The 26,050-nt window shown below is 72.4% G+C and carries 22 protein-coding genes and 2 tRNA genes; 18 read left to right on the top strand and 6 right to left on the bottom strand.

What is annotated here, in order from left to right:
• Positions 1–57: 57 nt before the first annotated feature.
• Positions 58–318, bottom strand: coding sequence for a mycoredoxin (locus tag ABZ924_RS15340; protein WP_361908712.1), 261 nt, complete (start codon positions 316–318; stop codon positions 58–60).
• 171 nt (positions 319–489) lie between these two features.
• Between ABZ924_RS15340 and ABZ924_RS15345 the strand changes: the two genes are divergently transcribed.
• The 5 genes from ABZ924_RS15345 to ABZ924_RS15365 all read left to right on the top strand — a co-directional run bounded on the left by ABZ924_RS15345 (position 490) and on the right by ABZ924_RS15365 (position 4,426).
• A complete protein-coding gene (locus ABZ924_RS15345; protein WP_361908715.1) occupies positions 490–2,673 on the top strand; it encodes an ATP-dependent DNA helicase UvrD2 in 2,184 nt (727 codons plus the stop codon).
• Positions 2,674–2,841: 168 nt separating this feature from the next.
• On the top strand, positions 2,842–3,192 hold the full coding sequence (locus tag ABZ924_RS15350; RefSeq protein WP_361908718.1) for a hypothetical protein: 351 nt from the start codon (positions 2,842–2,844) through the stop codon (positions 3,190–3,192).
• A 185-nt stretch (positions 3,193–3,377) separates the two neighbouring features.
• Positions 3,378–3,749 (top strand): WhiB family transcriptional regulator, encoded by a 372-nt coding sequence (locus ABZ924_RS15355; protein ID WP_361908720.1) that lies wholly within the window; start codon positions 3,378–3,380, stop codon positions 3,747–3,749.
• Positions 3,746–4,075, top strand: coding sequence for a hypothetical protein (locus ABZ924_RS15360; protein ID WP_361908723.1), 330 nt, complete (start codon positions 3,746–3,748; stop codon positions 4,073–4,075). The genes ABZ924_RS15355 and ABZ924_RS15360 overlap by 4 nt, the downstream gene beginning before the upstream one ends.
• Positions 4,076–4,216: 141 nt before the next feature.
• On the top strand, positions 4,217–4,426 hold the full coding sequence (locus tag ABZ924_RS15365; protein ID WP_361908726.1) for a hypothetical protein: 210 nt from the start codon (positions 4,217–4,219) through the stop codon (positions 4,424–4,426).
• Positions 4,427–4,454: 28 nt separating this feature from the next.
• Here ABZ924_RS15365 and ABZ924_RS15370 read toward each other — a convergent pair whose 3' ends face one another.
• Entirely contained in the window at positions 4,455–5,783 is a 1,329-nt protein-coding gene (locus ABZ924_RS15370; protein WP_361908729.1) for an AarF/ABC1/UbiB kinase family protein, read from the bottom strand.
• 223 nt (positions 5,784–6,006) lie between these two features.
• Here ABZ924_RS15370 and ABZ924_RS15375 point away from each other — a divergent pair, with 223 nt between their 5' ends.
• Positions 6,007–9,090 (top strand): tetratricopeptide repeat protein, encoded by a 3,084-nt coding sequence (locus ABZ924_RS15375; protein WP_361908732.1) that lies wholly within the window; start codon positions 6,007–6,009, stop codon positions 9,088–9,090.
• Positions 9,091–9,098: 8 nt separating this feature from the next.
• Here ABZ924_RS15375 and ABZ924_RS15380 read toward each other — a convergent pair whose 3' ends face one another.
• Positions 9,099–10,226 carry a ThiF family adenylyltransferase gene (locus tag ABZ924_RS15380; protein WP_361908735.1) on the bottom strand — a complete coding sequence of 376 codons (1,128 nt, stop codon included), beginning with the start codon at positions 10,224–10,226 and terminating at the stop codon, positions 9,099–9,101.
• Between the two features lie 205 nt (positions 10,227–10,431).
• Between ABZ924_RS15380 and ABZ924_RS15385 the strand changes: the two genes are divergently transcribed.
• From ABZ924_RS15385 to ABZ924_RS15400, 4 genes are all read left to right on the top strand, one after another.
• Positions 10,432–10,971 (top strand): M48 family metallopeptidase, encoded by a 540-nt coding sequence (locus ABZ924_RS15385; RefSeq protein ID WP_361908738.1) that lies wholly within the window; start codon positions 10,432–10,434, stop codon positions 10,969–10,971.
• 103 nt (positions 10,972–11,074) lie between these two features.
• Positions 11,075–12,835: a TerD family protein gene (locus ABZ924_RS15390; protein ID WP_361908741.1), complete on the top strand. Its 1,761-nt coding sequence runs from the start codon at positions 11,075–11,077 to the stop codon at positions 12,833–12,835.
• 20 nt (positions 12,836–12,855) lie between these two features.
• A complete protein-coding gene (locus ABZ924_RS15395; RefSeq protein WP_361908788.1) occupies positions 12,856–13,536 on the top strand; it encodes an AIM24 family protein in 681 nt (226 codons plus the stop codon).
• 19 nt (positions 13,537–13,555) lie between these two features.
• Positions 13,556–14,311, top strand: coding sequence for an AIM24 family protein (locus tag ABZ924_RS15400; RefSeq protein ID WP_361908744.1), 756 nt, complete (start codon positions 13,556–13,558; stop codon positions 14,309–14,311).
• Positions 14,312–14,372: 61 nt separating this feature from the next.
• Here ABZ924_RS15400 and ABZ924_RS15405 read toward each other — a convergent pair whose 3' ends face one another.
• Complete coding sequence (locus tag ABZ924_RS15405; protein WP_361908747.1) at positions 14,373–14,915, bottom strand: NUDIX hydrolase; 543 nt, start codon at positions 14,913–14,915, stop codon at positions 14,373–14,375.
• Positions 14,912–16,327, bottom strand: a complete 1,416-nt coding sequence (locus ABZ924_RS15410; RefSeq protein WP_361908750.1) for a zinc-dependent metalloprotease — start codon at positions 16,325–16,327, stop codon at positions 14,912–14,914. The genes ABZ924_RS15405 and ABZ924_RS15410 overlap by 4 nt, the downstream gene beginning before the upstream one ends.
• A gap of 331 nt (positions 16,328–16,658) precedes the next feature.
• Between ABZ924_RS15410 and ABZ924_RS15415 the strand changes: the two genes are divergently transcribed.
• The 4 genes from ABZ924_RS15415 to ABZ924_RS15430 all read left to right on the top strand — a co-directional run bounded on the left by ABZ924_RS15415 (position 16,659) and on the right by ABZ924_RS15430 (position 20,002).
• Positions 16,659–17,699, top strand: coding sequence for an SDR family oxidoreductase (locus ABZ924_RS15415; RefSeq protein ID WP_361908753.1), 1,041 nt, complete (start codon positions 16,659–16,661; stop codon positions 17,697–17,699).
• A gap of 158 nt (positions 17,700–17,857) precedes the next feature.
• Positions 17,858–18,319, top strand: a complete 462-nt coding sequence (locus tag ABZ924_RS15420; protein ID WP_361908756.1) for a molybdenum cofactor biosynthesis protein MoaE — start codon at positions 17,858–17,860, stop codon at positions 18,317–18,319.
• A gap of 186 nt (positions 18,320–18,505) precedes the next feature.
• Entirely contained in the window at positions 18,506–18,703 is a 198-nt protein-coding gene (locus ABZ924_RS15425; protein ID WP_361908759.1) for a hypothetical protein, read from the top strand.
• Positions 18,704–18,913: 210 nt separating this feature from the next.
• Positions 18,914–20,002 (top strand): PDZ domain-containing protein, encoded by a 1,089-nt coding sequence (locus ABZ924_RS15430; protein ID WP_361908762.1) that lies wholly within the window; start codon positions 18,914–18,916, stop codon positions 20,000–20,002.
• Positions 20,003–20,047: 45 nt separating this feature from the next.
• Here the strand turns inward: ABZ924_RS15430 and ABZ924_RS15435 are convergent, their stop codons facing one another.
• Positions 20,048–20,617 (bottom strand): PPA1309 family protein, encoded by a 570-nt coding sequence (locus ABZ924_RS15435; RefSeq protein WP_361908765.1) that lies wholly within the window; start codon positions 20,615–20,617, stop codon positions 20,048–20,050.
• A gap of 140 nt (positions 20,618–20,757) precedes the next feature.
• Between ABZ924_RS15435 and ABZ924_RS15440 the strand changes: the two genes are divergently transcribed.
• The 4 genes from ABZ924_RS15440 (at position 20,758) to ABZ924_RS15455 (ending at position 25,983) form a co-directional block, all read left to right on the top strand.
• On the top strand, positions 20,758–23,646 hold the full coding sequence (locus ABZ924_RS15440) for a UPF0182 family protein (RefSeq protein ID WP_361908791.1): 2,889 nt from the start codon (positions 20,758–20,760) through the stop codon (positions 23,644–23,646).
• 38 nt (positions 23,647–23,684) lie between these two features.
• A tRNA-Met gene (locus tag ABZ924_RS15445) sits at positions 23,685–23,758 on the top strand.
• 203 nt (positions 23,759–23,961) lie between these two features.
• Entirely contained in the window at positions 23,962–25,818 is a 1,857-nt protein-coding gene (locus ABZ924_RS15450) for a tetratricopeptide repeat protein (protein WP_361908768.1), read from the top strand.
• A gap of 91 nt (positions 25,819–25,909) precedes the next feature.
• Positions 25,910–25,983, top strand: a tRNA-Met gene (locus ABZ924_RS15455).
• Positions 25,984–26,050: the final 67 nt, after the last annotated feature.

Here is a 26,050-nt window from a genome sequence, read left to right on the forward strand (position 1 = left end):
CCCCCGCCGGGGCGGGGGCCTTTCCGTCGCGTCGTGAGCGGGTCGCGGCGGACCCGGTCAGACGGCGAGAGCCTGCTGCACCTGGGCGAGGCTCGGGTTCGTCATGACCGACTCGGTGCCGGCGGGCGAGACGACGAGCACGGTGGGAACGGTCTGGTTCCCGCCGTTCGCCTTCTCGACGAACGCTGCGGACTCCGGGTCCAGCTCGATGTTGATCTCGTTGTACGCGATGCCTTCCCGGTCCAGCTGGGTCTTCAGCCGGCGGCAGTAGCCGCACCAGGTCGTGCTGTACATCGTCACGGAACCCGTGTCCTGCATGCTGCGCTCCTTCGTGGGTGGGTCTCTGGGCGTGGTGCCGAGTACTCGAACGTACGGGACCGGGGAGCCATTCCCGCACCCGCGGGGCGACCGGTACGTCAAGTACGACCGGCGGGGGCGGCCTGTGGACGAAGGTCCCGCCCGCCACACCGGACCTGGCAGCATGTTGGGGTGACAGCAGCAACGCACTTCCCGTCCTTCCCCGCCGGCGCCGAAGCGGCCGAGTCGGCCGACGCGGTGCTCCTGGGCCTGGACCCGGAGCAGCGCGAGGTCGCGACGACCCTGCGCGGGCCGGTGTGCGTGCTGGCCGGCGCCGGGACGGGCAAGACCCGGGCGATCACCCACCGCATCGCCTACGGCGTCCGGTCCGGGCAGCTCATGCCCGCCAGCGTGCTCGCCGTCACGTTCACCAACCGCGCCGCCGGCGAGATGCGCGGCCGCCTGCGCTCCCTGGGCGCGGGCGGGGTCCAGGCGCGGACCTTCCACTCCGCCGCCCTGCGCCAGCTGCAGTACTTCTGGCCCCGGGCGATCGGCGGGGACCTGCCCCGGCTCCTCGAGCGCAAGGTGCAGCTGGTCGCCGAGGCGGGGGCCCGCTGCGGGCTGCGGCTGGACCGCGGAGAGCTGCGCGACGTCACCGGCGAGATCGAATGGGCGAAGGTCACCCAGACCGTGCCCTCCGACTATCCGGCGGCCGCCCTCAAGGCGGGCCGGGAGGCCCCCCGCGACATGGCCGAGATCGCCCAGATCTACGCCACGTACGAGCAGCTCAAGCGCGATCGCGCCATGATCGACTTCGAGGACGTGCTGCTGCTGACGGTCGGCATCCTCCAGGACCGGCACGACATCGCCGAGCAGATCCGCAGCCAGTACCAGCACTTCGTCGTCGACGAGTACCAGGACGTCAGCCCGCTCCAGCAGCGCCTGCTGGAGCTGTGGCTCGGCGACCGCGACAGCCTCTGCGTCGTCGGCGACGCCAGCCAGACGATCTACTCCTTCACCGGCGCCACCCCCGACCACCTGCTGGACTTCCGCACCCGCTACCCGAACGCCACCCTGGTCAAGCTGGTCCGCGACTACCGCTCCACCCCGCAGGTCGTCCACCTGGCCAACGGGCTGCTCGCCCAGGCCCGCGGCCGCGCCGCCGAGCACCGCCTGGAGCTGGTCTCCCAGCGGGAGCCGGGCCCCGCGCCGGTCTACGCCGAGTACGCGGACGAGCCCGCCGAGGCCGAGGGCGTCGCCGCCCGGATCCGGCAGCTGATCTCCGCCGGCGTCCCGGCCGGCGAGATCGCCGTGCTCTACCGCATCAACGCCCAGTCCGAGGTGTACGAGCAGGCCCTCGCCGACGCCGGGGTCCCCTACCAGCTGCGCGGCGCCGAGCGGTTCTTCGAGCGGGCCGAGGTGCAGAAGGCGCTCCTCGCCCTGCGCGGCGCCGCCCGCTCCGGCGGCAACGACCCGCTCCTCGACGACGTCGTCGAGCTCGGCTCCCAGGTCCGGGCCGTGCTCAGCTCCACCGGCTGGACCGCCGAGCCGCCCGCCGGCTCCGGCGCCGTGCGCGACCAGTGGGAATCGCTGGCCGCGCTGGTCCGCCTCGCCGAGGACTTCGCCCGCGCCCGGCCCGGTGCCACCCTCGCCGACCTTGCGATCGAGCTGGAGGAGCGCAGGGCCGCCCAGCACGCCCCGACCGTCCAGGGCGTCACCCTCGCCTCGCTGCACGCGGCGAAGGGCCTCGAGTGGGACGCCGTCTTCCTCGTCGGCCTGACCGACGGCATGGTGCCGATCACGTACGCCAAGACCGACGAGCAGATCGAGGAGGAGCGCCGGCTGCTCTACGTCGGCGTCACCCGTGCGCGGCACCACCTGACGCTCTCCTGGGGGCTCTCGCGCTCCCCGGGCGGCCGGGCGACCCGTCGCCCCAGCCGCTTCCTGAACGGCCTGCGGCCGGGCTCCGGCGCCCTCGCACCCCGGGCCGGCGCCCCGGCCACGGGGCCGGTCGCCGCGGGGCGCGGCCGCGCCCGCCGCAGCCCGGCCCGCTGCCGGGTCTGCGGCAGGACGCTGACCGAGGCCGGCGAGCTCAAGCTGCTTCGCTGCGAGGACTGCCCGTCGGACATGGACGAGGGGCTCTACGAGCGGCTGCGGGAGTGGCGCGCGGCCCGGGCGAAGGAGCAGGGACTGCCCGCGTACTGCGTCTTCACGGACAAGACCCTCATGGCGATCGCCGAGGCCGCACCCGGCGAGGACGGAGAGCTCGCATCGATCCCCGGCGTGGGCGTCCGCAAGCTCGACCGGTACGGAGCCGATGTCCTGGCGATCTGCGCAGGTCAGGAGCCCGGCGACGGCGCCGGGGGCGACGCGTAGAAACTCGTCGGAAAAATAGTTTGCACATGCCCGTCGGATCCCCATAGGTTCTTAGCAACGGAAACGGTGGCTTCACACGAAGCTCCGGATCCGTGCTGTACTTATCCGAATACGCATGGGACAGGCCCCCGGGCCCCGTCCCCGAGACGCCGAGAGGAGGCGAGACCAGTGACCAGCTTCATGACCAGCACCAAAATGACCGATCGCTCGGTCGTCGCTTCCTGCACCCTCGGCTCCACCCTGCTCGGTTCCGTCTCCCTCCTGCCGCTCCCTGGCACCGGTCTGTCTGCGATTTCCGCCGGCAACCGTGCCATGGCGGCTGCGCCCGCCGCGCTGCTCGCGAGCGAGCGGAATGAGCGACCGACCCAGGCACCGGTGGCAGTACTGGCAGAAGCCCAGGCCCAGGCCTATGGCTTTGCCGCCGCGGCCGGTGCCGGAACGCAGACGAAGCAGACGAAGCACCAGCACCACCTGATGTGGGCCTTCCGTGGGCTCGAACCCTGGAGTGATCCAGCCTGATCCGATGATCAGGCCGGCGCCTTCAGGGCCGCGGAACCCCACCCGGGATCCGCGGCCCTTCTGTTTGCCCCCGAACGGGGGGCGGCAGCCCGAAGGAGCCTCGGGACTGGCAAGACCAGGTACCAGCCGCCCCCGGCCGACCCCGGCCGGAACGACTAGACGAACAAGACGAGGAAGAAAACACCGTGCAACTCGAAGCGCACGCCCCGTCCGTACCGCAGACCCACACGATCTCCCCGCCCGCAGTCCCGGAGGACTCCACCTTGACTCCCCTCACCGCGCTCACCGCGCTCGACGACGCCATCGAGAACCTCGGCGTACCCGTCGCCTGCCGCACCTACGACCCCGAGGTCTTCTTCGCCGAGTCCCCGGCCGACGTCGAGTACGCCAAGTCCCTGTGCCGCACCTGCCCGCTGGTCGAGGCCTGCCTCGCCGGCGCGGTCGAGCGCCGCGAGCCCTGGGGTGTCTGGGGTGGCGAGCTCTTCGTCCAGGGTGTGGTCGTCGCCCGCAAGCGTCCCCGTGGCCGCCCGCGCAAGAACCCGGTTGCCTCGGCATGACCGCCATCGGAACCATCGACCGCCCCCTGACGCACGACCCCCTGAAGCAGGCCCCCATGACCGCCCACACGACGAGCGAGAAGCCGAACGGCTCCGCCACCGCAGACTTCATCACCACCGGCGCGATCACCTCGCGTCAGAACAGGACCCGCGAAATGCAACTCATCCCAGAAGCCCTGGCCCGTGCACATATGGAGGACCGGATGCGTGAGGTCGACGCCGAGCGTCGCGCCCTGCGCCTGGTCGCCGCCCGCCGCATGCAGCGGCGAGCCGAGCGCGTCTCCATGCGCGCCCGCCGTGCACTGGCGATGGCCGTCATGCACTGACGGCCACCGACCGCCGCCGGCCGAAACCGACCGCCGTCAGCCGGCGGCGCGGCAGCCTCCCCGGGGGGACCGGTCCGAACGGACCGGTCCCCCCGGTGCGTTGCGGACCGCTCCGCGGCCCCGCGGGGATATCGTCTGGAGGTGGACCAGCCGACTCCCCATCCCGCCACGCCGGGACCCGAGGCGCAGCCCGTCGTCTGCGCGCGCTGCGGCACCCGGGCTCCCGACAACGTCGCCCCGCCCACCTGGACCTGCTCCGTGGAGAACGGCGCGAGACAGTACTTCTGCGTGGACTGCGCGCGCGCCAACCTCCGGGCGATCGAGGGCCGCCTCGACTCGTCCTGGTGGTGACCGCCTCCGGTACGCAGCCCCCGCCCGCTCACTCCGACGGCAGGAACCCCGGGAGCCAGGCCTCCAGTTCGGCCCGCAGCCGCACCGTCGCCCCCAGCTGGCACAGCACCCCGATCGTGCTCAGCGTGACCCGGTGGATCAGCAGGTACGAGGGCGGCAGGTTGATCTGCCGCCCCAACTGGTGGGCGGGGGAGCGGGGGTCGGCTATCCGGGCGGCCTGTCCCCGCAGCCACGACCGGGTGAAGGTGAACTCCTCGGCCTCCGCCGGCTCGATGATCGGCCGCAGGTAGTCGAGCACCGCCTCCGGGTCCAGCTCTATGGACTCCCGCACGAACCCCTCGGCGCGCAGGTGCCGGTACATTCCCTCGGCGTCGCCCTCCAACGTCATCCGCAGCGAGGTGCCGATCGGCTTGGGCCACCCGCCCGGCAGCCGGTCGACCGTGCCGAAGTCCAGCACGCCCAGCCGCATCCGGTCGTCCGGCCCCGTCAGCAGCCGGAAGTTCCCCGGGTGCGGATCCGCATGCAGCAGCCCCGTGCGCGCGGGCCCCGTGAAGAGGAACCGGGCCAGCAACTGCCCAGCGCGGTCGCGCTCCTCCTGCGTGCCGTCGGATATCACCTCCGACAGCGGGGTCCCCTCCAGCCACTCCGTCACCAGCACCTGATCGCCCTGGTGCACGACATCCGGTACGACCACGTCCGGATCGCCCTCGAACGCATCCGCGTGGGTGCGCTGCGCCTCGGCCTCCAGCTCGTAGTCCAGCTCCTCCACGACGCGCTCGCGCATCTCCTGGATCAGCGGCTTGAGATCCATGCCGGGAACGAGCGGCCCCAGCAGCCCCGCGAACCGGCCCAGTTGCTTCAGGTCCGACACCAGCGCCTCACCGGCCCCCGGGTACTGGACCTTGACCGCGACCTGCCGGCCGTCGTGCCACACCGCTCGGTGGACCTGCCCGATCGAGGCCGCCGCGGCCGGCTTGTCCTCGAACTCCTCGAACAGATCCCGCCAATCGGCACCCAGCCGCTCCGCCAGCACCTGGTGCACCGTCTGCGCGGGCAGCGGCGGAGCCGCCTCCTGCAGCTTGGTCAGCGCCGCCCGGTACGGTCCGGCGAAGTCCTCGGGTAGCGCCGACTCGAAGACCGACAGGGCCTGCCCCAACTTCATGGCACCGCCCTTCAACTCCCCGAGCGTGCGGAACAGCTGATCGGCAGTGCGCTGCTGGATCTCGCGCGCAACGATCTCCGCCGACCTGCCCCCTATCCGCTTCCCGAGCCCCCAGGTGGCCCGACCCGCTATGCCGAGCGGCAGAGCGGCCAGTTTGACGGTCCGGGTGACCGCCTTCCGGGGAAGATCAGACATGCGCCCCTCCAATTCCCAGACAGCCGTGGCGCAAGCGGCGGTTCAGGGGTGCCCTCCCCGTGCCTGCGGTCAAAACGCATCCTGTCATGGCCCTTCCCACCCGCCGGGCCCGCATCTCCCCGCCTCCGCCAGGGCTCGAATCCGGCCATCGGCGGCCGTCGCCGACCCGGGTGGGAGACCATGGTCGGGCAGCAACCCAGGACGGATCTCGAAAGGGCTGTGGATGGCGGGGCGGGGGCCTTCGAGGCAGGAACTGATCCGGCGGCGGCGTTCCAGCGGCTTCATCGGCCGCCAGGGAGAGGTGTCCGCCTTCCGCGACACCCTGCGCCGGCCCCCGGACGAGGCGGCGCAGTTCCTCTTCCACGTCCGCGGCCAGGCCGGCGTCGGGAAGTCCACCCTCGTCCGCCAGTTGGAGACCATCGCCCGCGAAGGGCAGGCGGTCACCGCCTATACGGACGAATCCGCCGCCGACGTCATCGAGACGATGGAGGCCATCAGCGCCCAGTTCGCCCAGCAGGGCGCCCCGCTGAAGGCCTTCGACAAACTGCTGGGCACCTACCGCCAGCGCCGGCACGAAGCCGACGCCGGAATCGCCGCCCCCGGGACCGACCCGGCCACCGGCGGCGCCCCCGCCCCCTCGCCCTCCAGCGTGGTCGCCTCCCAGCTGGGCCTGGTCGGGCTGGGCATGATCCCCGGAGTCGGCGCCTTCACCGGCGCGGTCGACCCCCACCGGGTTGCCGCCGGCGCCGACCGGGTCAAGGCCCTCCTCAGCACCCGGCTGCGCAGCCACGGCGACGTCGAACTGGTCCTCTCCCCGCTGGACGCCCTCACCCCGGCCTTCCTGGAGGACCTCTCCGAGGTCGCCCGGAAGAACCCGTGGATCGTGCTCTTCTTCGACACCTACGAGCGCACCGGGCCCATGCTCGACACCTGGCTGCGCGACATCCTCGTCAGCGACCGCCACGGGGAACTCCCCGCGAACGTACTGGTCGTCCTCGCCGGCCAGTCCCGGCTCGCCGCCCGCTGCTGGGAGGACTGGCACGACCTCGTCACCGACTGGCCGCTGGAGGTCTTCACCGACACCGAGGCCCGCACGCTGCTCGCCGGCAAGGGGGTGACGGACGAGCGGGTCGTCGAGGTGATCCTGCGGCTCTCGGGACGGCTTCCGGTCCTGGTCTCCACCCTCGCCGAGACCCAGCCCGCAAACGTGGACGAGATCGGAGACCCCAGCGGCACCGCCGTGGAGCGGTTCCTGAAGTGGGAGACCGACCCCGCCCGCAGGGCCGCCGCCCTGGCCTGCGCGTTCCCGCAGGAGCTGGACGAGGACGTGTACCGGGCGGCCGTCGAGGAGGAGGCGGCCGAACTCTTCGGCTGGCTGCGCTCGATGCCCTTCGTCACCGACCGCTCCGGCCACTGCCGCTACCACCAGGTGGTCCGCACCGCGATGCTGCGCCTCCAGCGCCGCCAGTCCCCTGCACGCTGGGAGCAGCTGCACGGCCGCCTGGCCGACGCCTTCCGCGGGCGCCGCGACCGGCTGGAGGAAGCCGCCGCCCCGCCGGACGACTGGTGGTCGGACGAGAACTGGCGCAGCCACCGCCTTCAGGAGACCTACCACCGGCTCTGCGCCGACCCCCGCGGCGCCCTCCCCGCCGCCCTCGAGGAGCTCCTCGACGCCTACGACCACGGCATCACCACCCTGCGCCGCTGGGTCCAGACCCTGGACCGGGCCGGCCGGGACACCGACTCCGAGGACCTGGCCGCCTGGAGCGAACGCCTCCACACGGCCCTGGACCAGCCGGACCCGGGCACCGCCACCCTGACCCTCCTGCTGACCCGTGCCACGCTCGACACCGCCGGCCGGGCTCTCGCCCTGACCCTCCGCGGCCGCGACCACCGCACCGCCGAGCGGTACCCCCAGGCCCTGGCCGACTACGAGCAGGCGCTCGCCCTCGACCCGGAGCTGGAGCGAGCCCACTTCGGCCGCGGCCGCACCCACGAGCTCATGGAACGCTTCGAAGACGCCGTCGCGGACTACAGCCGCGCCATCGCACTCGATCCGGATGTCTGGAGCCTGGTGTGCCGGGGGTACTGCCACCACGAACTCGACAGGTACCAGGAGGCACTGGCCGACTTCGACCGAGCGATCGAGCTCGCTCCGGACAGCTACGAGGCGTTCATGCGGCGCGGCGTCCTCCATCGCAGCACTGCTCGGTTCGACAAGGCCCTCGCAGACCTCGATCGCGCCCTCGAGATCGAACCGGACAGTGCCTGGGCCTTGGCGAACCGGGGCTGGGTACTCACGCACACCGGGAAGTACGAGGAGGCTCTGATCGCCTGCGACCGGGCACTCGAGATCGATCCCGAATTCGCCTGGGCCTACGTCACCCGCGGCGACTGCCACAAGGGGAGCGGACGGCACGAAGAGGCGTTGGCCGACTACACCCGCGCCCTCGAGCTGGAGCCCGACTTCTCTGCGGCATTCGCTTCCCGTGGCAGTGCCTTCCGGCTGGCGTACCGGTACGAGGAGGCACTCGCCGACCTCACACGGGCCCTCGAGCTCACGGAGGACAACGCCTGGGCCCTTGCCGAACGCGGCGAGACCCACCGGCTCATGCGCAGGTTCGAACAGGCGCTGGTCGACTTCGATCGCGCGATCGAGCTCAGCCCCGGGTACCAGGGGGCCCTGCGCCGCCGCGGACTGACGCATGAGGTCCTGGGCCGGTACAGCGAAGCCCGGGCCGACTACACCCGTGCCATCGAACTCGAGCCCGATGACGCCTGGACTTTCAGCGACCGGGGGGACGTCTTCATCAAGCTGGGCCGGGTCGAGGAGGCGCTGGCGGACTACATCCGTGCGGACGAGGTCCGACCCGACAGCGCGCCGGTGCTGACCCGCTCGGGTACTGCCCGGCGCCTGCTCGGCCGGTACGACGAGGCGCTCGCCGATTTGACGCGCGCGGTCGCACTCGAGCCGGACGATGCCTGGGCGCACTACGAGACGGCCGTGGTGCTGCACGTGCTCCGCCACCCTGAGCGCGATCGCCACTTGGAACGGGCGGTGGGGCTCCTCTCGGTCCCCGATGACCCCGACGACTACGCCAACCTTGTCCTCCTCCACTGCGTGTGGGCCCGCTGGGACGAAGCCGAGCGCCACCTCCGGCACTTCATGGACCTCAATCCGCCCAAGGGAACGGTGCACGAACTGCTCGTGGCCCTGCGCAGCCTGCTTCCTGTGCTCGCCTGGGCGGAGCCGCGGATCCCGGAGTTCTGCCGCGTCGTCGAGGAGCGGCTCGCGGCGCTCGGGTGACAGCCGGCTCATGACTCGACCTCCTGATGCTCCGGCTCCGGCTCCCGCTCCGCCGTGAGCGAGGCCGCCGCACACGGGCAGTCCGGATGGGGCCGGACCGCGGTGCGCTCCCAGTGCAGTCCCGGCAGGGCGGTCTCCCAGCGGGCCGCGGTGGAGGCCGGGAGCTCCCCGTCGAGGAAGGACAGCGCATGGGCCGCGGCCAGGCCGGCCACCGCCGTGGCCACGCCCAAGTCGCAGGCGGCGGTGGTCCGCCGGCGGTGTGCCGAGCGCCACTGCACGAGCAACCGCGGCCAGGCGGAGTCGCGCTCGATCCGCTCCCGCTCCATGCAGCCGGCGCACGCCGTGGCCCCCGGCAGCACCAGCGGCCCGACCAGCCCGGTGCCCTCCAGCACCCCCGCGTACAGGTGCGGGGTGCCCGCGGCGATCCAGTCGGACGCGGTGCCCGGGTCCGGCGCCCAGGCGTGCAGCCCGTCCCGGGGCGCGACCACCACCAGGGCCGTCGCCCCCTCGGGCCCCTCCCGCTCCCCGGCCCCCGGTGGCCGCCCCGGGGCCGATTCGCGGACCAGCCGCGCCGCGGCCTCGGCGCGCAGCCGGCCGATGCTGCCGGGCCCGAGCCCGCCGGGCGCCACGTCGGCCGGCTCCACCCGGCCCCCGTCGAGCACCTCGACGCGGCCCACGCCGGCTCCCGCCAGGACCGCGGCGATCACCGCGCCGACGCGGCCGCTGCCGCGCACCTGGACCCGTAACCTCCGCCGCGCCGCGACACCCCGCAGGTCCCCGCCCGGCTCACGGTGCACCAGGGACAGCGAACCCAGGTCGGGCCCCAACCGCTCCAGCGTCTCCGGCCGCTTGCGCACCGCCTGGGCCTGCGGGCCGCCCGCCGTGGCGTCGTCGATCAGCCCGGCCGCGGCCAGCCGCCGCACCAGCGCATCCACCTGCCCCTCCGGCAGACCCATCCCCGCGCCCTCCGCCCGCAGCCGGTCCATGCCCCGCGTCCCGTCGATCCGGTCGATGAGCGACCCGGTCGCCGTGTCCACCGGACCCAGCACCACCGCATGCGCCGGCGTCACCCCGAACTGCACCGTCTGAAGATCCCGCCACGCCCTGGCCAGCGCCGGCTTCACCTTCGGATACATGGCCCCGCCCCCTCCTGCACACGTTCTGCCGTCCCCCGCAGAGTGCCCGCCCTCCGCGATCCGTGCGCGCATTTGTCCACAGGCAGGCCCTATAAGGCATATGAGATGGAGTTTCGGGGCGCATTCCGCACCGGCTTCGAATCGATCATGTTCGAACCGTGGAGCGGCGGGACGTCCGCCGCGGCGAGCGGGTACGGTCATGGGCGTGTCCGCCGACCCCACGCAGCGCGCCGTCGAAGTCCGCCGGAGCGCGCGCCGCCGCAGGACCGTATCCGCCTACCGCGAGGGTGACCGTACGGTCGTGCTCATCCCTGCCCGGATGTCCGCGGCCGAGGAGCAGCGCTGGGTCGGGGTCATGCTCGACAAGCTCGCGGCGCAGGAGAGCCGGCGCACCCTCGGGGACGCCGAACTGACCGGACGCGCCGAGCGCTTGTCCGAGGAGTACTTCGGCGGCCGCGCCCGCCCGCGCTCCGTGCGCTGGGTCACCAACCAGAACACCCGCTGGGGCTCCTGCACTCCCGCCGAGGGCAGCATCCGCCTCTCGCACCGCCTCCAGGGGATGCCGGAGTACGTGGTCGACTACGTGCTGCTGCACGAGCTGGCCCACCTCCTCGTCCCGGGCCACGGCCCGCGCTTCTGGGAGCTGCTGGAGGGCTATCCGCGCACGGAGCGGGCCCGCGGCTACCTCGAGGGGGTGGCCGCCGCCGAGCGCCTGCCCAAGGTCCCGGCGCCCCGCGGGGAGTGAGGCACCGTGTACCGGGTCGGTACCGACTTGGCCGGATGTCGGCAGATGGGGCTAGCCTGAGCGGCACGCAATTCACTGTCGGGATGGGGGACGGTCGTTACGTATGGCCAGGGAATTCCAACGCGGTCACAAGGCCAGGATCAGCGATCTGACGGCAGGCACCGATCTGTACGTGGGCGTCCAGATCGCCGGGCCGGGACTCGCCTTCGACATCAGCTGCTTCGGCCTCGACGCCGATGAGCGGCTGTCGGACGACCGCTACTTCGTCTTCTACAACCAGCCGAAGTCGCCGGAGGAGTCCATCCAGCAGCTCGGCCCGCAGGCGGGAGACACCGAGTCGTTCCGGGTGACGCTGGACCGCATCCCGGCCGCCATCCACAAACTGTCCTTCACCGCCACCATCGACGGCGCCGGCCAGATGTCGCAGATCGGCCCGGGCTACATCCGGATCGTGGCCGGCGGCGAGGAGGTCGCGCGGTACTCGTTCACGGGCGCGGAGTTCAGCACCGAGCGCGCGGTGATGCTTGGCGACTTCTACCTCAAGGACGTGTGGCGCTTCGCCGCCGTCGGCCAGGGCTTCGACGGCGGACTCGCCGCGCTGCTGAAGAACTTCGGCGGCGAGGTCGCCGAGGAGGACGAGCAGGAGCAGCAGGCGCAGGCACAAGCACAGGCACAGCCGGCCGCCCCGGCCGCGGCCCCCGCCCCCGGATTCGCCCCGCCGCCGGGCGCCGGCCCCGCCCCCTCCTTCGGAGCTCCGGTCCAGGCCCCCCAGCCGCCGCAGGCACCCCAGCCGCCCCAGGCCCCCCAGCCGCCCCAGGCCCCCCAGCCGCCGCAGGCTCCCCAGGCCCCCCAGCCCCAGGCGCCCGCCCCGCAGTACCACCAGCCGGCCCCGGCCGCCCCGGTGCACTCGGCGCCCACGATGGTGGGCCCCATCACCCCGCAGGCGCCGCAGGCCCCCGCCCCGTACGGACAGCCGCCCCACCCGCCGCAGCAGCCGGGCCCGCCCTCCTACGGCCAGGTCCCGCAGCCCTCCTACGGCCACCAGCAGCCCGGCTATGGCCAGGTCCCCCCGCCGGCCCCGGCCCCCGCGCCCTACGGCCAGCAGCCCCAGCCCGGCTACGGCCAGGTCCCCGGCCAGCAGCCGCCCCCGTACGGCCAGCAGCCCCAGCCCGGTTACGGCCAGGCGGCCCCGCAGACCCCCGGCGGCGGCCTCGGCGCCGCGCTCCAGCCGTACAAGGAGGTGCCCACGGGCGCCCGCTGGACGGCGCAGAACCAGCAGCTCATGCGCGTCGACCTGGCGATGGGCGGCCAGCCCGTGCTCGCCCGCCAAGGCAGCATGGTCCTGTACCAGGGCAAGGTCGACTTCAGCTACAAGGGAGCCGGCTTCGCGGGCCGCATCGTCGGCAACGCCACCGGCCAGGAGATGCAGCTGATGCGCTGCAGCGGCCGCGGCCAGGTCTTCCTCGCCGAGAACGGCGCCCACCTGCACGCCATCGAGCTCCAGGGCGACGGCATCTGCGTCTCCTCCGAGAGCGTCCTCGCCTTCGACGAGTCCCTCCACCACGAGGTCCGCCGCATCGAGGGCCACGGGATCCCCGGCGGCGCGCTGTTCACCATGCTCTTCCAGGGCACCGGCACCGTGATCGTCAAGACGCACGGCACCCCCGTCGTCCTGCCCGTCACGCCGACCACCTTCGCCGACGCCAACGCCATCGTCGCGTGGTCCGCGGCCTCCCAGGTGATCGTTTCCAGCCAGGTCCGGCTGCGCCGCAACGCCTACCCGGGCCACAGCGGGGAGACCGTGAACCTCCAGTTCCGCGGCGCCCCCGGCAACTTCATCGTCGTCCAGCCGTACGAGGTCTGAGGGAGCCCGTCATGAACGCAATGAACCAGCAGCTCGCGGGCTACGCCCCCACCCCCGTCACGGCCCGCATGGAGAACCACGGGCGCGCCATGCTCAAGGTCGCCATGCAGAGCGGCCAGGACCTCTTCGCCCGCACCGGCTCGATGGTCGCCTACGAGGGCTTCGTCCAGTACGAGCCCAACCCGCCGGCCCTGCGCCAGATGGCCTCGCAGTGGCTCACCGGCGAGGGCGCCCCCCTGATGAAGTGCACCGGCGACGGCCTGCTCTACCTCGCCGACTACGGCGCCGACGTCGTCGTCATCCACCTCAACAACGACGCCCTCTCGGTCAACGGCACCAACGTCCTCGCCTTCGACGCCCACCTCCAGTGGGGCGTCGAGCGGGTCAAGGGCATGGCCAAGTTCGCCGGCCAGGGCCTGTTCAACGTGCAGATCTCCGGCACCGGCTGGGTCGCGATCACCTCGCGCGGCACCCCGATCGTCGTCGACTGCGGCCGCGGCGAGGACGAGACGTACGTCGACCCGGACGCGCTCGTCGCCTGGTCGCCGAACCTCAAGGTGAAGGGGAAGCGCAGCTTCAAGGCCTCGTCGATGATCGGCCGGGGCAGCGGGGAGGCCTACCAGATGGCCTTCTCCGGCCAGGGGATCGTCGTCGTACAGCCCAGCGAGGACAGCACCGACCGGCTCCGGACCCGGGGCTGAGGGGGAGCGGACACACATCATGCAGAGCTCACTTTTCGGCCACGCCGAACAGCAGTCCCAGGACCGGTACACCGTCCAGAACCCGCAGCTGCTGCGGGTCACCCTGACCGGCTCGGACGACGTGCTCGCACGCAAGGGCTCCATGGTCGCCTACCAGGGGATCATGGACTTCGACGGCGAGTACCAGACCAACAACCAGCGGGGCGCCCGCAGCCGCACCGGCGAGGGCCTCGACCTGATGCGCTGCTCCGGGCAGGGCACGGTCTACTTCGCCAACCTTGCCCAGCACGTGCACGTCCTCGACGTGGAGCAGGACGGCCTCACGGTCGACAGCAGCTACGTCCTGGCCATGGACTCCACCCTGCACACCGAGGTCATCGCCGTGGACAGCCAGTACGGGATCTCCGGCTCCGGCAAGTACCAGCTCAACATCACCGGCCGCGGCAAGGTCGCGCTGATGACCTCAGGCCAGCCGCTGATGATGCAGGTCACCCCGGACAAGTACGTCAACGCGGACGCCGATGCGATCGTCGCCTGGTCGACCTCGCTGCGCGTGCAGATGCAGGCCCAGACGCACTCCTCGGGCGTCTGGCGCCGCCGCGGCAACACCGGCGAGGGCTGGGAGCTCAGCTTCCTCGGCACCGGCTTCGCCCTGGTGCAGCCCAGCGAGGTGCTGCCGCCGCAGAACGCCCAGCTCGGGCAGGGCCTCGCCGCGCAGTTCGGCATGGGCCAGCACGGCGCCCACGCCCAGAACCAGAACAACGTCTGGAACTGACCGCTGCACCACCGCCGAGGGGCGGGGCCGCACCGGCGGCTCCGCCCCTCGCGGCGTCACGTCACGCGCCCAGCCGCGCCCGGGTCGCCTCGACCAGCCGCACCACCGAGGTGTCGGCCACCGCAGCGACCTCCTCGTACGGGAACCAGCGCAGGTCCAGCGACTCGTCGCTGATCTCCGCCACCGCGCCGGCCGGGGCCAGCGCTGCGTACTGCACGTCCAGGTGCCAGTTGCACGGCGCCGGGATCGGGTGCCGGTCCAGCCGCACCGGCCCGCCCGCCAGCAGCGTCAGCCCGGAGCCGATGCCCGACTCCTCCACTGCCTCGCGCAGTGCGACCCCGGCGAGCGTGGCGTCACCGGGCTCGCAGTGCCCGCCCATCTGCAGCCACAGGCCGAGCTTCTTGTGCAGGGTCAGCAGCACGCGGCCGCCCTCCGGGTCGACCACCAGCGCGCTGCCGGTGACGTGCCCGGCCTGACAGGGCTTGTAGACCCCGTCCGGATGCGCCGCCAGGTGCTCCAGGTAGACCTCGCGCAGGGCGCTCTGCTGCTCGTCCCGGCCCTCGTACCCCTTCAGGACCAGGACGGCGTCCTCGTACAGGCTCACTTCTTGTCCTCGCCCTCGCCCTGGTCGCCCTGGTCACGCCGCTCCGCGGCCTCGCCGAGCATCCTGTCGATCTCGGAGAAGTCCAGCTGCTCGCGGTGGACGAAGCCGTCCGGGTCGTCGAGGTCGGAGGCCGTCGGCAGCATGTCCGGGTGCTCCCACAGCCCGTCGCGCCCCTCCACGCCGCGCGCATCGGTCAGCGAGGCCCACAGCCGCGAGGCGTCCCGCAGCCGGCGCGGGCGCAGCTCCAGCCCGATCAGCGTCGCGAACGTCTGCTCCGCCGGGCCGCCCGAGGCGCGCCGCCTGCGCATGGTCTCGCGCATGGCGTCGGCCGAGGTCAGCCGAGGCTTGGCCGCCTCGTGCACCACCGCGTCCACCCAGCCCTCGACCAGCGCGAGGGCCGTTTCCAGACGGGCCAGGGCGGCCTTCTGCTCGGGGGTGTCCTGCGGCTGGAACATGCCGCCCTGGAGGGCCTCCTGCAGCTGTTCCGGGTTGGTCGGGTCGATCTGGCCGACCACGTCCTCCAGCTTGGAGGTGTCGACCTTGATGCCGCGCGCATAGCCCTCGACGGCGCCGAACAGGTGCGAGCGCAGCCACGGCACGTGCGCGAACAGCCGGGCGTGCGCCGCCTCGCGCAGGGCCAGGTACAGCCGCACCTCCTCCGACGGGACGCCGAGGTCCTTGCCGAAGCCCTCGATGTTCAGCGGCAGCAGGGCCGCCTTGCCGGCCGGGCCCAGCGGCAGGCCGATGTCGGTCGAGCCGACGACCTCGCCCGCGAGCACGCCCACGGCCTGGCCGATCTGCTGGCCGAACATGGCCCCGCCCATGGAACGCATCATGCCGAGCAGCGGGCCCGCCATGGCCTGCATCTCCTCGGGCAGGACGCTGCCCATGGCCGCGCCCACGCGCTCGGCGACCGGGTCCACGAGCTCCTTCCACACCGGCAGCGTCCCCTCGACCCACTCGGCGCGGCTCCACGCGACGGCCGTGGTCGCGCCCGAGGGCAGCGAGGTCACGTCGTCCAGCCAGTGGTCGGCGAGGCGCACGGCCTCGGCCACGGCGGACTGCTCCGCGATGCCGACGCTCGTGTCCTTCACGCCGTCCGAGGTGCCCTGGGCGACGGTCTGGCGGGCGATGTCCTTGGCCATGTCCCAGTTCACGGGACCGCCCTCGTAGCTCAGCATCTGGCCGAGCTGCTGGAAGGCCGCGCCCAGGTCCGCCGGGTTCATCTGGCCGAACATCGCGGCGAAGGGGTTGTCCGCACCGCCCTGCCCGCCCGCGCCGCCGCCCGGCAGGCCGAAGCCGCCGAACCCGAACGGATTGGGGCCGCCCTGGCCGCCGCCCTTCTTCTTGCCCTCGTCGCCGCTGTCCGGCTCCTCCGGCGGAAGGCCGAATCCGAATGGGGTGTCGCTCACGGGTTTCCTCGGCTCGTAGGGCCGCCGGCGGGTGCCGGCGGACAAGTGGTCCCACAACACCACCCAGCGTAGACACCACACCCGGTTCCGGGCTCGGTGCTCCGCCGACTCCTGGGCTGCGGCAGGATGGACATCACCTGGTGGGTCCGCGTCACGGCGCGTCCCTACTGAAGACAACCGCTGGAGACGCCTGGTGAGTTCCCCGGATCCGCAGTTTTCGGATAAGCACGGCCACGCGCCGCTCGACGACGAGAACCGCCCTGAGCACGGCGACGGCGCCCAGGGTGTTCGCCAGCCGCGAAACCACCCGGCTCCCCGGCGGCCCAGCCCGGTGATCGCCGTGACCGGCGCCGCGTCGGGCGTCGGCGCGGCCCTGGTGAGCCGCCTGGCCGCCTCCGACGAGGTCAAGCAGGTCGTCGCGATCGACGAGCGGCGCGGGGACTGCGCGGACGCCCAGTGGCACGTCCTGGACGTACGGGACCCCGCGATCGCCGAAAAGCTGCGCGGCAGCGACGTGGTCGTCCACCTCGCGCTCGACCTCGACCTCGAGACCGACCCGGCGGCCCGTACGGCCTACAACGTGCGCGGCACCCAGACGGTGCTGACGGCGGCCGCCGCGGCCGGGGTGCGCCGCGTCGTGCTGTGCACCTCCGCGATGGTCTACGGGGCGCTGCCGGACAACGACATCCCGCTGTCGGAGGACTCCGAGCTGCGGGCCACGGCCGAGGCCACCGGCGTCGGCGACCTGCTGGAGATCGAGCGGCTGGGTCGCCGCGCGCCGCGCGCCCACCCCGGGCTGAACGTCACGGTGGTCCGCCCGGCCGTGCTGGTCGGCGGCACGGACACGGCGCTGACCCGCTACTTCGAGTCCCCGCGCCTGCTCGTGGTGGCCGGATCCCGCCCGACCTGGCAGTTCTGCCACGTCGAGGACCTCGTCAGCGCGCTGGAGTACGCCGCCCTGGAGAAGGTCGAGGGCGAGCTCGCGGTCGGCTGCGAGGGCTGGCTGGAGCAGGAGGAGGTCGAGGAGCTCAGCGGCATCCGCCGCATGGAGCTCCCCTCGGCGGTGGCGCTGGGGGCCGCGGCCCGGCTGCACCGGATCGGGCTGACGCCGTCCCCGGCGGGCGACCTCGCGTACACGATGCACCCGTGGGTGGTCAGCGTCAGCGGGCTGCACGCGGCGGGCTGGCGGCCGCGCTGGACCAACGAGGAGGTGCTGGCCGAGCTGCTCCAGGAGGTCGCGGGCCGGCACACCGTCGCGGGCCGCCGACTGGGCCGCAAGGACGCCACCGCGGCGGGCGCCGCCGGCGCGACCGTGGCCCTGCTGGGCGCCGCCGCCGTGGTCCGCCGGGCCCGCAGGCGCCGCGGCATCTGACCGCACCCCGTCCTGGCCGGCCCGGCCGCGTCGCCCGACGGCGTCGCCCCGCCGCGGCGCCCGGCCGCGGATCCTGTAGGAGGCTCCATACCCCTGGCCCGTACACCCGGTCGAATCGGCTATACCGCGATGTGAGAGCGGTGGTGCACGATGGCTGCATGGCACCGCACTTCGACCACCCCGGCGAGCAGGCCGCTCCGGATCCGATCCGGCTGCTCGCGATCCGCGAGACCCCGCTGTCGATCGACGAGGTCTTCCAGGCCGTCGGTGACGACGCCACGGGAGGCACGACGCTCTTCGTCGGCACGGTGCGCAACCACGACAGCGGGGCCGACGTGGATGCGCTCGGCTACTCCTGCCACCCCACGGCCGAGGCCGAGATGCGCCGCATCGCCGAGCGCGTGGTGGACAAGTACCCCGTCCGCGCCCTGGCCGCCGTCCACCGCATCGGCGATCTGGCCGTCGGCGACCTCGCCGTCGTCGTGGCGGTCTCCTGCCCGCACCGCGGCGAGGCCTTCGAGGCCTGCCGGATGCTCATCGACGACCTCAAGCACGAGGTCCCGATCTGGAAGCACCAGCGCTTCTCGGACGGCACCGAGGAGTGGGTCGGCGCCTGCTGACGCCGGCCCGCGATCGCCGTACCGGGCGCGGCGACGCACAGGCCCCCCGCCCGCGGATCCGTCCCACGCAGGGAGTACTGTCCACCCGATCGGCCGCGCAACACGCCCTCGATTTGCGTAACCCCCCCATGGGCACGAGCGTTGAAGCCACGACGACACGTACTTTCGGGGCAGGGAGGCACGTCCATGGCGTCATTGGCGTGGTTGCTGATTCCGCTGGTCGCCGCGATAGGCGCGGCGATATGGGGCAGCTGGGCGGCCCGCGACCGCACCCAGGGCGACATATCCGAACTGGCGGGGTACGCCCGGTTCCGGGAGGCCATGGACAGGTCCGAGCAGACGAGGGCGAAGGCAGCGGCCCACTCCGGTTCCGACGCGGTCTGACGCGTCCCGTGAGAACCTCCTGAGACTTCGCCGAGAACCTCCTGAGACGTCCGCCGAGAACCTCCTGAGACGTCCGCCGAGAACCTCCTGAGACGTCCGCCGAGAACCTCCTCGGGCTTTCGCCGAGAACGTCCCGAGACCTCCGCGCCCGGCCCCTGTGCGGACCGGCCCCGGCGGCCGCCCCCGAGGGCCGTCCCGTACTGTCGATCCATGCCACGCCGCACTGCGACGATGCTCGCCGCCACCCTCATGCTGTTCGCGCTGCTGTGCACGGGGGTGTTCACCAAGGTCCCGTACTCCGAGATGAGCCCCGGCCCCACCGTGAACACGCTCGGCGACTCGCACGGCGAGCCGGTCATCAGCATCGGCGAGCGCAAGACGTACCCGACGACCGGGCACCTGAACATGACGACCGTGCGCGTGACCGGCGCGGACTACGAGATGAACGTCCTCGAAGCGGTCTACGGCTGGCTGTCCGGCGACAACATCGTCGTCCCGCACGAGAACCTCTACCCGAACGGGAAGACCGAGCAGCAGTCCACGCAGGAGAACGCCGAGGAGTTCAGCCAGTCCCAGGAGGCCGCCAAGGTGGCGGCCCTGAAGGAGCTCGGCGTCGACGTCCCGACCCGGGTCGTGGTCTCCTCCGTGGTGAAGGCCAGCCCCGCCGAGGGCAAGCTGCACGCCGGCGACGTGATCCGCTCCGTGGACGGCACCCCCGTCACCGCCCCCGGGGACGTGGCCAAGCTGGTCACCAAGCACAAGCCGGGCGAGCCCGTCACCTTCACCGTCGTGCCCGCCGCCGAGGCGGCCGAGGCCCAGAAGGCGCACCGCGAGCCCACCGGCACCACCGAGGTCACGATCAACGCGGGCAAGGCGCCGGACGACGGCCACGCCATCGTCGGCATCCGCGCGGGCACCGCCCACACCTTCCCGTTCCCGATCGACATCAAGCTCGCCGACGTCGGCGGCCCCAGCGCGGGCCTGATGTTCTCCCTCGGCATCGTCGACAAGCTCACCCCGGGCGACCTGACCGGCGGGAAGTTCGTCGCGGGCACCGGCACCATCGAGGAGACCGGCAAGGTCGGCCCCATCGGCGGCATCGAGATGAAGACCATCGGCGCCCGCAGGGCCGGCGCCCAGTACTTCCTGACCCCGGCCGAGAACTGCGCCGCGGCCGCCAAGGACACCCCCGGCGGCCTGACCCTGGTCAAGGTCTCCACCCTCGCCGAGGCGAAGCAGGCCGTGGAGAAGATCGGCAAGGGGGACACGGCCGGGCTGCCGCGCTGCGACAAGCCCTGACCGCCCGCCCTGACCGCCCGCCCCGGCCCCTGCCGCCGGCGGCCGCTACGAGAAGGTCGCGGCCAGCGCCTCGGCCAGCCCCGGCACCAGGCCCGCGCCGGTGAGCACCTCGGTCGGCGAGTCCTTCTCGCGCAGCCGTACGGCCGACTCTCGCGAGCCGTCGCGCAGCACGGCCACGGTCAGGCGGACCTCCTGCCGCTCCGGGTGCCCGGCGACCCACTTGGCCAGCTGCTTGTCGCTGAGTCCCTCCGGTACGGAGGCCTCCGCCGACGGCGGCAGCATCAGCCGCTCCACGGTCAGCGCGCAGCCGACCACCGCGTCGGGCCAGGCGACGGTGCCGAGGAACTTGTCGAGGGCGGTCCCGGCGGGCAGCGAGTCCTGCTCGATCGGGGTGAGGGAGGACCGGCCGGCGTCGTCGGTGTCGAGGCCGAGCTGGCCCGCGAGGCGGGGCTCCTGCTTGCGCAGCCGCGCCGTGTCGACCAGCGCGAACAGCCGGGCCGGCTGGTCCCAGCCGAGGCCGGCCGCGTACTCGTCGATCTCGAGGCAGGCACGGGTCAGGGGGCTGGCCGCCATGGGAGTGCCGGGGGAGGGGGAAACGTTGGACATGGACAACATCCTGCCTCCTTTCCGGCGGATACCGGGAACTGGCCAAAGCCCCAGTGAGTTGCATGAGTGGGCTCTACGATCGGGTGCCCAGCTTTAGAAATGTCCAGTAACGAGACCCAGCTTTCGAGGTGCGCACCTTGGCTTTCCAGATGCCGGACCGCGGCTCAGGCCCCTCCGGGCCACGGATGAGAGTCGGCCGCCCCTCCCGGCGCGCCCGCACGCTTCTGATGACCTTGGGCGTGCTGGCCGTCCTGGGCATGGCCTTCATCATGTTCGCGGGCTTCTGGACCGACTGGCTCTGGTTCCGCTCCGTGAAGTACTCCTCGGTCTTCACCACCACCCTGTGGACCAAGATCGGCCTGTTCGCCGTCTTCGGCCTGCTGATGGCGGGAGCGGTCGGGCTGAACATCTGGCTCGCGTACCGGCTGCGGCCGCCGCTGTCGGCCATGTCGATGGAGCAGCAGAGCCTCGACCGCTACCGGATGAGCGTCGCCCCGTACAAGAAGTGGCTGCTCTTCGGCATCGCCGCGCTCGTCGGCATGATCGCGGGCGCCTCGGCGGCGGGCCAGTGGAAGACCTGGCTGATGTACGTGAACGGGGTGCCGTTCGGCACGAAGGACCCCCAGTTCCACCTGGACGTGTCGTTCTACACGTTCAACCTGCCCTGGTACCGCTTCCTGCTCGGCTTCGGCTTCGCCGCGGTCGTGCTCTCGGTGATCGCCGCGGTCGTCGTGCACTACCTGTACGGCGGCCTGCGCGTGACCAGCCCCGGCGCCCGCGCCACCGCCGCGGCGACCGGACACCTGTCGGTGCTGCTGGGCCTCTTCGTCACGCTGAAGGCCGTCGCGTACTGGCTCGACCGCTACGGCCTGGCCGTGAAGTCCAGCGACTTCAAGGCCGCCGACAACTGGACCGGCCTGCGCTACGTCGACGCCAACGCCTACCTGCCGGCCAAGACCATCCTCGTCGCCATCGCCGCCATCTGCGCCGCGCTGTTCTTCGCGACGCTGTGGCGCCGCACCTGGCAGCTGCCGGTGATCGGCTTCGGCCTGATGGTGCTCTCCGCGATCCTGATCGGCGGGCTCTACCCGGCGATCGTGCAGAAGTTCCAGGTCCAGCCCAACGAGCAGGCCAAGGAATCGGCGTACGTCGAGAAGAACATCAAGGCGACGCGCGACGCCTACGGGATCGGGGGGTCCGAGGTCAAGGACTACCCGGGCGTGCCGCAGAGCGACGACAAGGCCAAGCTGCGCCAGGCGGCCAACACCACGGCCAGCGTCCGCCTCCTCGACCCGAACATCGTCTCCCCGGCCTTCCAGCAGCTGCAGCAGGTCAAGGGCTACTACGCCTTTCCGTCCACGCTCGCCGTGGACCGCTACAGCGGCCAGGACACGGTGATCGGCCTGCGCGAGCTGAACATCGGCGGCATCCCGAAGAACAACTGGATCAACGACCACTTCAAGTACACGCACGGCTACGGCGTGGTCGCGGCCAAGGGCACCACCGTCGGCGACCAGGGCGCCCCCGACTTCACCCAGTCCGACCTGCCCTCCAAGGGGATGTTCGGCACGGACTTCGAGCAGCGCATCTACTACGGCGAGCAGACGAAGCAGTACTCGATCGTCGGCGGACCGCAGAAGGAGCTCGACTACTCGGACGACAAGGGCGAGAAGGAGACGAGCTACAAGGGCGACTCCGGCGTCAACCTCGACAACCCGATCAACCGCGCGGCGTACGCGCTGGCCTTCAGCGAGCCGCAGATCCTCTACTCCGGCGCCATCGGCGACGGTTCGCGGATCCTGTACCACCGCACGCCCAAGGAGCGCGTCGAGGCCGTCGCCCCGTGGCTGACCATCGACGGCGCCCCGTACCCGGCGGTCGTCGAGGGCCGGATCAAGTGGATCGTCGATGCGTACACGACGACCAACGGCTACCCGTACGCCTCGCGCACCACGCTCGGCCAGAGCACCGCGGACTCGCTGACCAACAGCCAGCGCGCGGTCGTGGCCCAGGAGAACCAGGTCAACTACATCCGCAACTCGGTGAAGGCGACCGTCGACGCGTACGACGGCACGGTCACCCTCTACCAGTGGGACACCGAGGACCCGGTCCTGAAGACCTGGATGAAGGCCTTCCCCGGCACGGTCAAGCCGAAGAGCGAGATCGCCAAGCCGCTCATGGACCACCTGCGCTACCCGCAGGACCTCTTCAAGGTCCAGCGCGAGCTGCTGACCCGGTACCACGTCACGGACCCGCAGACCTTCCTCAGCGGCAGCGAGGCCTGGGACGTCCCGGACGACCCGACGACCAAGGCCGGCACGGCGGTCCCGCCGTACTACCTGTCGATGAAGATGCCGGACCAGAAGGAGAAGGACCAGGTCTTCTCGCTCACGACGACCTTCACGCCGAACGAGCGGGACAACCTGAGCGCCTTCATGGCGGTGAACGCCGACCCGGGCTCCGCGGACTACGGCAAGATCCGCATCCTGAAGCTGCCGACGAGCAAGCCGGTCGACGGCCCCAAGCAGGTGCAGAGCAAGTTCCAGTCCGAGCCGAAGATCGCCGAGTCGATCCGGCTGCTGCGCGGCGGGGACTCCGAGGTGGAGTACGGCAACCTGCTGGCGGTGCCGCTCGACGGCGGGATGCTGTACGTGGAGCCGGTGTACGTGCGCAGCTCGGGGCTGAAGTACCCGCTGCTGCGCAAGGTGCTGGTGACGTACGGCGGCCAGACCGCGTTCGAGGACTCGCTGGAGAAGGCGCTGAACGTGGTGTTCGGGGCGGAGGCACCGACGGTTCCGACGACCCCGGTGACCCCGCCGGGCACCACCACGCCCCCCGGCACGACCACGCCGCCGCAGACGGCCCAGGACCCGACGGTCAAGGCCGCGCTCGCGGATGCGCAGAAGGCCGTGGAGGAGGCCGACAGGGCGATGAAGGCCGGTGACTGGGCGGCGTACGGCAAGGCCCAGGCCGATCTGCAGGCGGCGCTGAAGCGGGCGATCGACGCGGAGGCGAAGCAGAGCGCACCCAAGCCGTAAGGCCCCCGTCCCGCGTCGTGATAGTCTGGTTTCACCGACGCGGGGTGGAGCAGCTCGGTAGCTCGCTGGGCTCATAACCCAGAGGTCGCAGGTTCAAATCCTGTCCCCGCTACTGAAGATGAAGGCCCGGATCCTGGTGGATCCGGGCCTTCGTCATGTCTGCGATCGACACGTGGGGTCACGGGGTAGCTGGGGCGGGTGAGTTGTCATGGGAGCGTGTTTGACTTGTCTCTCTGTGGGCATGTCGACAAAACGCTGTAGTGACCTCACAGGCTGCGACATACCAGGTGTACGCGGGTAGCAGGTGATGCGACGATGGGATATATGGGGGACAGGTCAACTCTGCTGGAGACAGGGCGGTTTGTGAGGGCCGAAGCCGAAGCGGATGCAGCAGTCACCAAGGGGGCTCCGGTCGTTAACGCGCAGACCGCACTGACCGATGCGGGTTTCGCGGACGAGCTGTTCGCCGAGGCCGAGGCCTCGAGCGACACGGAGCTCGAGGCCCGCCACCGGGTCGCCGCCGACCGGGGCGACCCGGGCGCGATGAGCGTGCTCGGAGCCCTGCTGCTGCGCCGCGGCGACCTGGACGGAGCCGAGCCGTACCTGCGCGGCGCCACCGCGGAGGGGGACCGCGCGGCCGCGAACAACCTCGGCGTCCTGCTGCTCCAGCGCGGCTACCCCGACGAGGCCGCCGGCTGGTGGCGGGTCGCCGCCGTGGCCGGATCCGCCCCCGCCGCGCACGCCCTGGGCCGCCACTTCCGCGAGCGCGGGGACGAGCCCGCCGCCGAGTACTGGCTGCGCCAGGCGGCGGAATCCGGCCACGCCCTGGGCGCGTACGGGCTGGCCGACCTCCTGGAGCACCGCGGCGACAAGGGCGTGGAGCGCTGGCTGCGGCAGGCCGCCGAGCAGGGGCACCGCGAGGCCGCGTACCGCCTGGCCCGCCACCTGAGGAAGGGGGACCCCGCCGAGGCCGAGCAGTGGTACCGCCAGGCCGCCGCCCGCGGCCACCGCCGCGCCGCGCTCCACCTCGGCGCCCTGCTGGAGGCGCGCGGCGAGCTCAAGGAGGCCGGGCGCTGGTACCTGACCTCCGCCAAGCAGGGCGAGGCGCGCGCCGCGTGCGCGCTGGGCTTCCTGCTGCGCGACGCCGGCGACGAGGAGAGCGCGATCTCCTGGTGGATGCGGGCCGCCCAGGACGGCGACGGCAACGCGGCCAACGCCCTCGGCGCCCTGCACGCCGCCCGCGGCGAGACCGAGACCGCGGAGAAGTGGTACCGGACCGCCATGGACGCGGGCGACCAGAACGGGGCGTACAACCTTGCTTTGCTGTGCGCCGCACAGGACCGGACCGCGCAGGCCGAGCACTGGTACCGGCGGGCCGCCTACGCGGGCCACCGCGAGGCGGCCAACGCGCTCGCCATCATGCTGCTCCAGGCCGGGGACGCGGCCGGGGCCGAGCCGTGGTTCTCCAAGGCGGCGGAGGCGGGCAGCGTCGACGCCGCCTTCAACCTCGGGATCCTCTTCGCCAGCCGCGACGAGGACCGGGCCGCGCTGAAGTGGTACGAGCGGGCCGCCTCGGCCGGCCACACCGACGCCGCCCTCCAGGTCGGGATCGCCCTGGTGCGCGACGGCGAGGAGCGGGCGGCCGAGCGGCACCTGCGGTGCGCCGCGGGCGGCGGCAGCGCGGAGGCGGCGTTCCGCCTGGCCGCGCTGCTGGAGTCGTTGGCCCCGCCGCCGGAGCCGCCGGCGCTGGGCGAGCCGGTCGGCGGCGCCGCCCGCACCGAGAGCGAGGAGTGGTACGAGCGCGCCGCCGAGCTCGGGCACCGGCGCGCACAGGTCCGGGTCGGGATGCTGGCCGCGGCCCGCGGCGACATGGCCGTGGCGGCGCGGTGGTACCGGGAGGCGGCCGAGGCCGGCTCCCGCAACGGCGCGTTCAACCTCGGGCTGCTGCTGGCCCGCGAGGGCAACGAGCCGGAGGCCGCCCTGTGGTGGACGCGGGCCGCGGTGGCCGGGCACGGCCGGGCCGCCCTGCGTCTGGGGCTGCTCGCCGCCCGGCACGGGGACCTCGCCGAGGGGCAGAAGTGGTGCGTGCGCGCCATGGAGCTGGGTCCCGCGGAGGTCGCGGAGCGGGCCGCCCGGCTGCGCGACGCCCTCGCCGAGGAGCAGTCCGCCTGACCGGACCGACCCGCCACCGACCCGACGGATCGGACACCGTTCAACCGATTTGCATCTGCCGGGGTACGTCCCGTACGGTTGGGTTTACCGACGCGGGGTGGAGCAGCTCGGTAGCTCGCTGGGCTCATAACCCAGAGGTCGCAGGTTCAAATCCTGTCCCCGCTACTGAAGACCGAAGGCCCGGATCCTCTGGATCCGGGCCTTCGGCATTTGCCCCGGACCGGGGCCGGTG

Origin of the sequence: Streptomyces sp. NPDC046876 (assembly GCF_040645035.1) — a bacterium.
In the GTDB taxonomy this organism is placed as follows: domain Bacteria; phylum Actinomycetota; class Actinomycetes; order Streptomycetales; family Streptomycetaceae; genus Streptomyces.

What these genes read in the sequence shown, in the direction of transcription:
- ABZ924_RS15435 (WP_361908765.1), bottom strand. Translation starts at nt 20,617, where the DNA reads ATGTTGTCCATGTCCAACGTTTCCCCCTCCCCCGGCACTCCCATGGCG.
- ABZ924_RS15400 (WP_361908744.1), top strand. Translation starts at nt 13,556, where the DNA reads ATGCAGAGCTCACTTTTCGGCCACGCCGAACAGCAGTCCCAGGACCGG.
- ABZ924_RS15390 (WP_361908741.1), top strand. Translation starts at nt 11,075, where the DNA reads ATGGCCAGGGAATTCCAACGCGGTCACAAGGCCAGGATCAGCGATCTG.
- ABZ924_RS15395 (WP_361908788.1), top strand. Translation starts at nt 12,856, where the DNA reads ATGAACCAGCAGCTCGCGGGCTACGCCCCCACCCCCGTCACGGCCCGC.
- ABZ924_RS15380 (WP_361908735.1), bottom strand. Translation starts at nt 10,226, where the DNA reads ATGTATCCGAAGGTGAAGCCGGCGCTGGCCAGGGCGTGGCGGGATCTT.
- ABZ924_RS15440 (WP_361908791.1), top strand. Translation starts at nt 20,758, where the DNA reads ATGCCGGACCGCGGCTCAGGCCCCTCCGGGCCACGGATGAGAGTCGGC.
- ABZ924_RS15430 (WP_361908762.1), top strand. Translation starts at nt 18,914, where the DNA reads ATGCCACGCCGCACTGCGACGATGCTCGCCGCCACCCTCATGCTGTTC.
- ABZ924_RS15425 (WP_361908759.1), top strand. Translation starts at nt 18,506, where the DNA reads ATGGCGTCATTGGCGTGGTTGCTGATTCCGCTGGTCGCCGCGATAGGC.
- ABZ924_RS15360 (WP_361908723.1), top strand. Translation starts at nt 3,746, where the DNA reads ATGACCGCCATCGGAACCATCGACCGCCCCCTGACGCACGACCCCCTG.
- ABZ924_RS15340 (WP_361908712.1), bottom strand. Translation starts at nt 318, where the DNA reads ATGCAGGACACGGGTTCCGTGACGATGTACAGCACGACCTGGTGCGGC.
- ABZ924_RS15370 (WP_361908729.1), bottom strand. Translation starts at nt 5,783, where the DNA reads ATGTCTGATCTTCCCCGGAAGGCGGTCACCCGGACCGTCAAACTGGCC.
- ABZ924_RS15420 (WP_361908756.1), top strand. Translation starts at nt 17,858, where the DNA reads ATGGCACCGCACTTCGACCACCCCGGCGAGCAGGCCGCTCCGGATCCG.
- ABZ924_RS15375 (WP_361908732.1), top strand. Translation starts at nt 6,007, where the DNA reads ATGGCGGGGCGGGGGCCTTCGAGGCAGGAACTGATCCGGCGGCGGCGT.
- ABZ924_RS15450 (WP_361908768.1), top strand. Translation starts at nt 23,962, where the DNA reads ATGGGATATATGGGGGACAGGTCAACTCTGCTGGAGACAGGGCGGTTT.